9 protein-coding genes are annotated in these 8041 nt (G+C 24.4%); 4 read left to right on the forward strand and 5 right to left on the reverse strand.

Annotated features, from left to right (window positions below; all coding sequences use genetic code 11):
• Positions 1 to 174: 174 nt before the first annotated feature.
• Genes rsmA through CLV39_RS07355 form a run of 5 tightly spaced genes read right to left on the reverse strand, consistent with a single transcriptional unit; the run spans position 175 to position 3865 of the window.
• Entirely contained in the window at positions 175 to 927 is a 753-nt protein-coding gene (gene rsmA / locus CLV39_RS07335; protein WP_121923592.1) for a 16S rRNA (adenine(1518)-N(6)/adenine(1519)-N(6))-dimethyltransferase RsmA, read from the reverse strand.
• The gene (galU, locus tag CLV39_RS07340; protein WP_121923593.1) at positions 914 to 1801 is read right to left on the reverse strand and encodes a UTP--glucose-1-phosphate uridylyltransferase GalU; all 888 of its coding nucleotides are present in this window, start codon (positions 1799 to 1801) and stop codon (positions 914 to 916) included. The genes rsmA and galU overlap by 14 nt, the downstream gene beginning before the upstream one ends.
• A complete protein-coding gene (purC, locus tag CLV39_RS07345; protein ID WP_121923594.1) occupies positions 1788 to 2507 on the reverse strand; it encodes a phosphoribosylaminoimidazolesuccinocarboxamide synthase in 720 nt (239 codons plus the stop codon). Before purC ends, galU begins: the two co-directional genes overlap by 14 nt.
• Positions 2508 to 3149: a tetratricopeptide repeat protein gene (locus CLV39_RS07350; RefSeq protein WP_121923595.1), complete on the reverse strand. Its 642-nt coding sequence runs from the start codon at positions 3147 to 3149 to the stop codon at positions 2508 to 2510.
• Between the two features lie 38 nt (positions 3150 to 3187).
• On the reverse strand, positions 3188 to 3865 hold the full coding sequence (locus CLV39_RS07355; protein ID WP_121923596.1) for a ComF family protein: 678 nt from the start codon (positions 3863 to 3865) through the stop codon (positions 3188 to 3190).
• A gap of 38 nt (positions 3866 to 3903) precedes the next feature.
• On the opposite strand from CLV39_RS07355, the gene CLV39_RS07360 reads away from it, so the two are divergent.
• From CLV39_RS07360 to CLV39_RS07375, 4 genes are read left to right on the forward strand one after another with little or no spacing between them, the layout of a single operon-like run.
• Complete coding sequence (locus CLV39_RS07360) at positions 3904 to 6432, forward strand: BamA/TamA family outer membrane protein (RefSeq protein WP_121923597.1); 2529 nt, start codon at positions 3904 to 3906, stop codon at positions 6430 to 6432.
• A 37-nt stretch (positions 6433 to 6469) separates the two neighbouring features.
• Positions 6470 to 6811, forward strand: coding sequence for a Sec-independent protein translocase protein TatB (gene tatB / locus CLV39_RS07365; protein WP_121923598.1), 342 nt, complete (start codon positions 6470 to 6472; stop codon positions 6809 to 6811).
• A complete protein-coding gene (gene tatC, locus CLV39_RS07370; RefSeq protein ID WP_121923599.1) occupies positions 6804 to 7562 on the forward strand; it encodes a twin-arginine translocase subunit TatC in 759 nt (252 codons plus the stop codon). Before tatB ends, tatC begins: the two co-directional genes overlap by 8 nt.
• Positions 7559 to 7900, forward strand: coding sequence for a hypothetical protein (locus tag CLV39_RS07375; RefSeq protein WP_121923600.1), 342 nt, complete (start codon positions 7559 to 7561; stop codon positions 7898 to 7900). Before tatC ends, CLV39_RS07375 begins: the two co-directional genes overlap by 4 nt.
• Positions 7901 to 8041: the final 141 nt, after the last annotated feature.

An 8041-nucleotide genomic window follows, 5' to 3' on the forward strand; every position in this document is an offset into this window, starting at 1 on the left:
TTACTTTATTAATTTAAGAAATTTTACTATAAAATTAGAAGAAATTTATTTCATAATGGATAGAAAACAAAAAGAAATCGAATTAGAAAAAGATAGAATTTTGAAGGAGAAATTACAGGTTAAAGCTGATATATTGGAAAGGCAATTTAGGAATTTATTGTTTCTTAATATTAGCTATTTATATAACTTTAAAAAATCTTCTACATTTAGTTGATCTACCCTTGCAGTTTCTTCAATTCCTACTTTTTTTAAAATATCTTTATCTATCTTTGATCTTAACATCTTTCTTTTGTTTGCAAATAAAGATGATACAAAATTTTTAAATTTTTTCTTATCTATATCTGGAATATCCTTTTTAGGAAGTAGTTTTACAACTGCTGAAGTTACTTTTGGTGGTGGCGAGAAAAATCTTGCAGGTACGCTCATTATATATTCAATATCAAAAAAAGTTTGTATAAAAACAGTTAAGAAACTGTAATTTTTTGTTTTTGGTTTTGCAAGTAGTCTTTCTGCAACCTCTTTTTGTATCATAAATACAGACATTTTTAAAATATCTATATAAAAAACAGTGTTTATTAGTATTAAAGAAGCAACGTTATAAGGTAAATTTCCAACTAATTTTATTTTGTTATTTTCTGCTAGCTCATATAGATTAACATCAAAAAAGTTTTTCTTTATTAATATAAAATTTTCAAAATTTTTAAATCTTTCTTCTATTATAGGATAAGCAGTTTCATCTATTTCTATCCCATAAACCTTTTTTGGATTTCTTTTTAGAAGTTCTTCTGTAAGCTGTCCTGTACCAACTCCAATTTCTACTATAATATCTTCTTTATTTATTTTTATTTCATCTACTATCTTTTTAATTACACCTTCAGATATTAAAAGATGCTGACCAAACTTCTTTTTAGTTTTAAACTTTTTCATTTATTTGAGATGCTTTTTCAAGTAAAAGCTTTTTCATAAAATCTCTTGTGTCTTCTCTTTCCAAAGCAAAATCAATAATTGCTTTAATATATCCAATTTTATTTCCTGTATCATGTCTAATTCCTTCTATATCTTTTGAGTATATAGCTTCCTCATTTCTTAATGTCATTAAAGCATCTGTAAGCTGTAATTCTCCACCTTTCCCAAAAGGCGTTCTTTTTAATGCATCAAATATTTTAGGTGTAAGGATATATCTCCCTATAATTGCAGATGTTGAAGGTGCTTCTTCTGGTTTTGGTTTTTCTACCATATAATTTACAAGTTTAACTCCATCTTCTATATCATTTCCTTCTATTATTCCATATTTATATGTTTCTTCCTTTGGTACATTTGTAGTTCCGAGAACAGATTTACCAAATTTATAATAAACATCTATAAGTTGCTTTAATCCTGGGTTTTCATTATTAATTATAAGCTCATCTCCAAGTAAAACTGCAAAAGGCTCATTTCCAATAACCGGCTGTGCTGTTAAGATAGCATGTCCAAGTCCAAGCTGTTCTTTCTGTCTTATATATACAAACTCTGCCATATCTGAAATCTGTTTTACAATTTGTAAAAGCTCTTCTTTACCTGATTTTTCTAAAGCTAATTCTAAATCTGGTGCATAATCAAAATGATCTTCTATTGCTCTTTTATGTCTTCCTGTTATAAATACTATTGTTTCTATTCCAGATGCTACTGCTTCTTCAACTATATATTGAATAATTGGTTTATCAACTATTGGCATCATCTCTTTTGGTGTTGCTTTTGTAGCAGGTAAAAATCTTGTTCCAAATCCTGCTACTGGAATAACTGCTTTTTTAATTTTTTTCATTATTCCCCTCCAGTTTTTCAAGTACTTTTTTATATCCTTCTATTAAATCTCCAAGATCAAATCTAAATCTATCTTTATCAAGACTTTCTCCAGTTTTTATATCCCAAAATCTACATGTGTCAGGTGAAATTTCATCTGCAAGTACTATTTCATCTCCTTTTCTTCCAAACTCAAGTTTAAAATCAACTAAAATAATTCCATTTTCTTTCATAAACTCTTTTAAAATTTCATTTATCTTTAATGCAAGCTCTTTCATTTTTGCAACTTCTTCAGGTTTTGCAAGATTCATAGCATATATATGTTGTTCGCATATAATTGGATCATGTAGTTCATCATTTTTTAAGTAAAACTCTACAAGTGGTGGATTAAACTCTGTTTTTTCTTTTATACCAAGCCTTTTTACTATACTTCCTGCTGCTAAATTTCTTACTACTACTTCTACAGGAATTATATCAACTTTATAAACAAGCATTTCATTATCTGATAACTTTTTTATATAATGACTTGGTATTCCTTTATCTTTTAAAAGTTCAAAAAAGAAAGTAGCAATTGTATTATTTATTACCCCTTTACCTTTAATTTCTGCCTTTTTTACTGCATCAAAAGCAGTAGCACTATCTTTAAATTCCATTATTACTTTATCAGGCTCATCTGTTTTATATATTATTTTTGCTTTTCCTTCATAAAGTTTTTCTCTCTTTTCCATTTATAAACTCTCCTTTGAAAGTGATTCAAAATATCTAAATCTATTTTTTGAAAGTTGATTTATTTCCTCAAAAATCTCTTTTGCTTTGTCTTTTTGACCTTGAATATTATAAATTATTCCTTTTAATGTTAAAGCTGAAAGATAATTAAAATCATTTTGTTTTATTTTGTTTAAATTATTTAATGCTTTGTTATAGTTTTTATCTTTATAATCTAAATATCCTTCATACTCTGTAAAGTATGCTTTAAACTGATCTGTTTTTATATGTTTTTTTAACTTTTTTGTCAAATCTTTTGTATTTTTATTTTGCTCTTTATTTAGATTTATTTCTAAAGCATAAACAAGTTTTATATAAGGTGTGTCTGCAAAGTTTGCTTTAAAAAATTTTATATCTTTTTCTGCTTCTTTATATTTTTTTGAATCTATTTCTGACTGGATTTTATATATATAAATAGATGCTTGATTTAGTTTTTCATTTAGTTTTGCATTTCTATAAATAACAGAAATAATTAGTAAAATAATAGCTATTAATCCTGCTACAATATATTTTAAATAAGGTTTTAATCTATCATATAAATGAAGTAATTTATATTCAAGTTCTAAATCTACATTTTCTTCTACTGGCGGTTTTTGTTTTTTCATTTATAGCCTCTTATTATTTTTAAGTGAAAATAATTATATCAAGTTGCCATCACATATGCATATATATTTTTAGGATTTGCCTTCCTAAGTTCTTTAACAACTACTTTTGAAGTTGCTCCTGTTGTAATAATATCATCAAATATAAGTATATTTTTGCCTTTATAAATTTCTTTATTATTAAGAAAAAAGCTATTTTCTAAATTTTTTTCTCTTTCTTCTTTTGTAAGTTCTATTTGAAGTTTTGTATCTTTTATTTTTATTAAATCCTGTGAAATTAAAAATTTTGGAAATATATGTATTAAAATCTCCTTTAAATGATTAAATCCTCTTTCTTTATCTTTTTCTTTTGACATTGGTATATAAAAGATAAAGTTTATATTATTTTGCTCAACAAATTTTTCTATATCGTCTCTAATAATGTTTGCTAAAGTTTTTGAAAGATTTTTGTATTTGTTAAATTTATAGTATTTGATAATATCTTTTAAAGGATGTTTATATTTAGTAAAAATCCTAATTTTATTTAATAAAGGTTCTCTTTTACAATAAATACAATTATTTGTTTTTCTTCCACAAGTTTTACAATATAGAATATCTTCTTTTCTTATTTGCTTTATACAGTTTTCACAAAATAGATTTTGCTCTTTAAAAAAGAATATATCACCACAATAATAGCATCTGTTATTATATATTAAGTTTTCTAAAATATTTAAAATCATAATTGATATTATAATGCAAAAACTATAATGGGGTTTATATGAGATTTTTTGTTATATTATTGATGTTTTTCCAACTTAGCTATGCAGTTGAGATATACTCAAACTTTCCTCTTCCTATGAACAATATTAAAGAAGTGTATAATTCTTTAAAAGATAAAACTAAAATTAAAGATTTATTACAGAAAACAGATAGCTTTAATAAGATTACTGTAGAAAAAGATAAGATTATCCTTAATAGAAAAATATTAGTAAAGGGAATTAGTATTAAAGGAAATTCTTCATTTTGGGATAGTGAAATCGTAGGGGTTTCTGGACTTTTTTATGGTAAATATATTTCTAATGAAGATATAGCAAGAATACCTTTAAAGCTTAAGCAGTTTTATGTAGATAATGGCTTTTTAGATATACAAATTTTTCTAAATACAAAAATAAATAAAAAAGGTGATGCAGATATTATAATTAATATAAATGAAGGTAAAAGATATAAAATAAAAGATGTTAAGTTTTTTTCAGACATACCTTTAAGTAAAAAAGAAGAAAAAAAATACAAAGAAATATTAGATCTAAAGAATAAAAGATTTTCAATCTCTAAAATACAAAAGAGTATATCTAAATTATCACAATATCTAAAAGATAAAGGTTATTATGATAGTTTTATATCTATATTTAGCTTTCATAAGATTAATGAAAATAAAATTTATCTTTATTTAAATATAGTTCATGGATTTAAATACGATATTAAATTTGTAGGAAATTATAATATAAAAGAAAAAAACCTACTTAAATTGGAACCTTTTAAAATATCAGGTGTAAATTATGCCCAGATTGAAGATTTTATAGAAAAAATCAGTGATTATTATAAATCCTTAGGATTTTTAGATGTAAGTATAGATTTTTCTTATAAAGAAGAATTAAAAACCTCTTTAGCTTATATATATATTTATATATATGAAGGTAAAAGATATAGAATAAAAGATATTAGCTTTAACTCAGATTTCAAACTACCAAAAGATATTTTAAAGCAGATAAGAAGATTTAAAGGAAGATATTTTCAAAAAAAGTTATTAAGTGAACCTCTTGAAAAATTAATATTTAATTTAAGGAAAAAAGGATATGCAAATAGTTATTATCAGATTTCTTATATAAAAGAAGGGAAAAATTTAATTTTAAATATAACTATATATAGAGGTAAAAAATATTTAATTAAAGAAGCTTTATATAAAGGATATAATCCTAAGACAAAACTTAAAACACCTATTATTTATAGTGGTGCATTACTTGTAAATTATATAGATTCAATAAAAAAAGAGCTTTTTGAAAAGGGATATCTTGATGCTAAAGTTGATATGCAAGTTGAGCTTAAAGAATCTAAAAATATTTATTTTGTTAAACCTATTTTTAATATTAAAACAGGTAAAAGATATAAACTTTCTAAAGCTTTTATTTATGGAACATGGCATTTAAAACCAAAAGTTTTAAGATGGAATATAAAAGAAGATGATTATTATGAGAAGTATAGATTTGATAATGAGTTAAATTTCCTATATAAATCTTATCTTTTTAGTTTTATAAATCCAGATTTAGAAGTAGACAAGAAAAATAAAAGCTTAAATAAGATATTAGTACTAACAGAAGATAAAAGAGGCTTAGTTCAAGGATTGATAGGTTATAACTCAGTAGAAAAGCTTAAAGCTGCTGTATCTTTAACTTTAAAAAATTTATTTGGTTATGGTTTAGAAACTACTGGCTATATAGATATATCATCTTTAAATACAAATTATAAATTAGATTTAGGCAGCAGACTTTTACCTAAGTATTCTTCTTTATTTGTTTCTGCTTATAGGTCTAATCAGTTTCATAAATACTATGATTTATTAAAAAAAGGATTTGATATTACATATAATAAAAGACCAAATAAATGGGCTACTCAGCAAGTTAAGTTAGATTATAGTGTAAACAAAATATCAAATAGCAATATTTATATAAAAAATCCATATAATAAGTACGATATTTCTTTTAGCTTAAAATACGATAATAGAAATAATAAAATATATCCAACCTCAGGATTTTATTTTAGCTCAACTTTTGGTAAAACTTTCTCAGATGTTGAGTATTTTTATGGTAATTTCATGCTTAGATATTATTATAAGTTTTTATTCTTTGTGTTTACCCAAAGAATTTCTTCAGGTGGAAAATTTATAGGAATAGAAAAACTGCCAATATCTGAAAGATATTTCCTTGGTGGTATTTCCACAATAAGAGGATTTGGTTATGAAGAACTTTCAAATAATGGAATTGGTGGAAATAGTTTTGCTTATATAAATAATGATTTAAGATTTCCTATATTTAAAGGCTTTAATTTATATGGATTTTTATTTTATGATTTAGGAAATATATATCCAAATAAAAAAGAGTTTTTAAAATTTAAAACAAGAGAAACAGCAGGAATTGGTATATTTGTTCCTACACCAGCAGGGGCTTTTTCATTTGATTATGCAAAAATACTGGATAAAAAAGAAGGTGAGCAAAGCTATAGATTTGAATTTAGTATAAATATTATATTTTAGGATATAATTTAATTTTATTTGTAATAAGGAGTAAATTATGTTTGGTATAGGTATGTCTGAAATTATTGTAATAATGATAGTTGCTATTATAGTACTTGGACCAAAAAGATTGCCTGAAGCAATTAAACAGATGGCAAAATTTTTCAGAGAAATTAAATCAACTGTTGATGAAGTTAAAAGTTCTGTAGTTTCTGAGATTGAAGATATAAAATCCTTACCAGAAGATTTAACAAAGATAGAAGATAAAAAAGAAGAAAAAAAGTTTGAAGAAGAGTTTGAAAAAGAAGTAATAAAACCAAAATATAGTGAAGATTATGAGCCAAAAAGAGAAAAAATATCTTTTAAAAAAGAAAAAAAAGAGGATATAAAAGATGCCTGAACCTACTGAATATGAAGCTCCTATTACTGAGCATTTAGCAGAGTTAAGAAATAGATTAATAAAAAGTTTAATTGCCTTATTCGTAGGATCAGTATTAGTATTTATAAAAGTGGATATATTTTTTGATATATTTCAAACACCTTTACATAAAGTTTTTCCAGAATTAAAATTAGTAGCTTTAACGCCTACAGAATCTTTCTTTACAGCTTTAAAAATATCTTTATTAATGGGATTTGTTGTATCTTCTCCTTTTATTTTTTTCCAAGTCTGGAAATTTATAGAGCCTGCTTTATATGAAAATGAAAAGAAATTATTAATTCCTTTTGTATTTTTTACAACTTTGTTTTTTATATCAGGAGCAGCATTTGCATTTTTCTTAGTTTTACCACTTGCAATAAAATTTTTACTTACTTTTGGATATACACAGCTTGATGTAGAAGCAATGTTATCAGTTAGCTCTTATATATCATTTGTAATAAGATTAATTCTTGCTTTTGGAATAACCTTTGAACTTCCTGTTATTTTATCTTTACTTGCAAGACTTGGCCTTGTATCTCCAGAAGGATTAATTAAAATAAGACCATATTTTATAGTTGGGGCTTTTGCTTTTGCAGCTTTTATAACTCCTCCAGACATAATAAGTCAGATTTTGCTTGCTTTACCTTTAGTAGTTTTTTATGAAATATCTATTTTTATGGCTAAAATGTTATATCCAAAAAGTGAGAAAGCAAGAAGGGAGAATCAAATATGATAAATGCAATTTTAGAATGGTTACATATAATAGCTGTTTTAATATGGATAGGTGGTATGTTTTACACTTTATTTATTCTAAAACCAACTCTTTCTATTTTAGAAGATAAAAAAGCTAAATTTATGGAAAAAATAATGGATAAATTTTTTCCCTTTGTATGGGTCTCTATAATTTTATTATTCATTACTGGAGGAGTAAAAGCTAAATATTTTATTCATTATCCTTTGTTTAATTTAAAATTATTTATTTATTTTATAATGATTATAGTTTTTAGTTACATTTATTTTGGATTATATAAAAAATTAAAAACTACTGAAAATAAAGCTATTTATTTTTAGCGGGCGAGAAGACCCCTTCCGTAAGGGAGGGGATGAAAGCCCGTACATAGAATGATACAATAAACCTATGAAAACAAAAAAAGCTATTTCATTTGAGCTTAATAACAGGTTAACTGACGAACAACTGATAATAATTGGACA

Origin of the sequence: Hydrogenothermus marinus (assembly GCF_003688665.1) — a bacterium.
Lineage (GTDB): Bacteria > Aquificota > Aquificia > Aquificales > Hydrogenothermaceae > Hydrogenothermus > Hydrogenothermus marinus.

Excerpts from the sequence above, each read along its gene's own strand:
- rsmA (WP_121923592.1), bottom strand. The coding sequence starts at position 927 with ATGAAAAAGTTTAAAACTAAAAAGAAGTTTGGTCAGCATCTTTTAATA.
- galU (WP_121923593.1), bottom strand. The coding sequence starts at position 1,801 with ATGAAAAAAATTAAAAAAGCAGTTATTCCAGTAGCAGGATTTGGAACA.
- purC (WP_121923594.1), bottom strand. The coding sequence starts at position 2,507 with ATGGAAAAGAGAGAAAAACTTTATGAAGGAAAAGCAAAAATAATATAT.
- CLV39_RS07350 (WP_121923595.1), bottom strand. The coding sequence starts at position 3,149 with ATGAAAAAACAAAAACCGCCAGTAGAAGAAAATGTAGATTTAGAACTT.
- CLV39_RS07355 (WP_121923596.1), bottom strand. The coding sequence starts at position 3,865 with ATGATTTTAAATATTTTAGAAAACTTAATATATAATAACAGATGCTAT.
- CLV39_RS07360 (WP_121923597.1), top strand. The coding sequence starts at position 3,904 with ATGAGATTTTTTGTTATATTATTGATGTTTTTCCAACTTAGCTATGCA.
- tatB (WP_121923598.1), top strand. The coding sequence starts at position 6,470 with ATGTTTGGTATAGGTATGTCTGAAATTATTGTAATAATGATAGTTGCT.
- tatC (WP_121923599.1), top strand. The coding sequence starts at position 6,804 with ATGCCTGAACCTACTGAATATGAAGCTCCTATTACTGAGCATTTAGCA.
- CLV39_RS07375 (WP_121923600.1), top strand. The coding sequence starts at position 7,559 with ATGATAAATGCAATTTTAGAATGGTTACATATAATAGCTGTTTTAATA.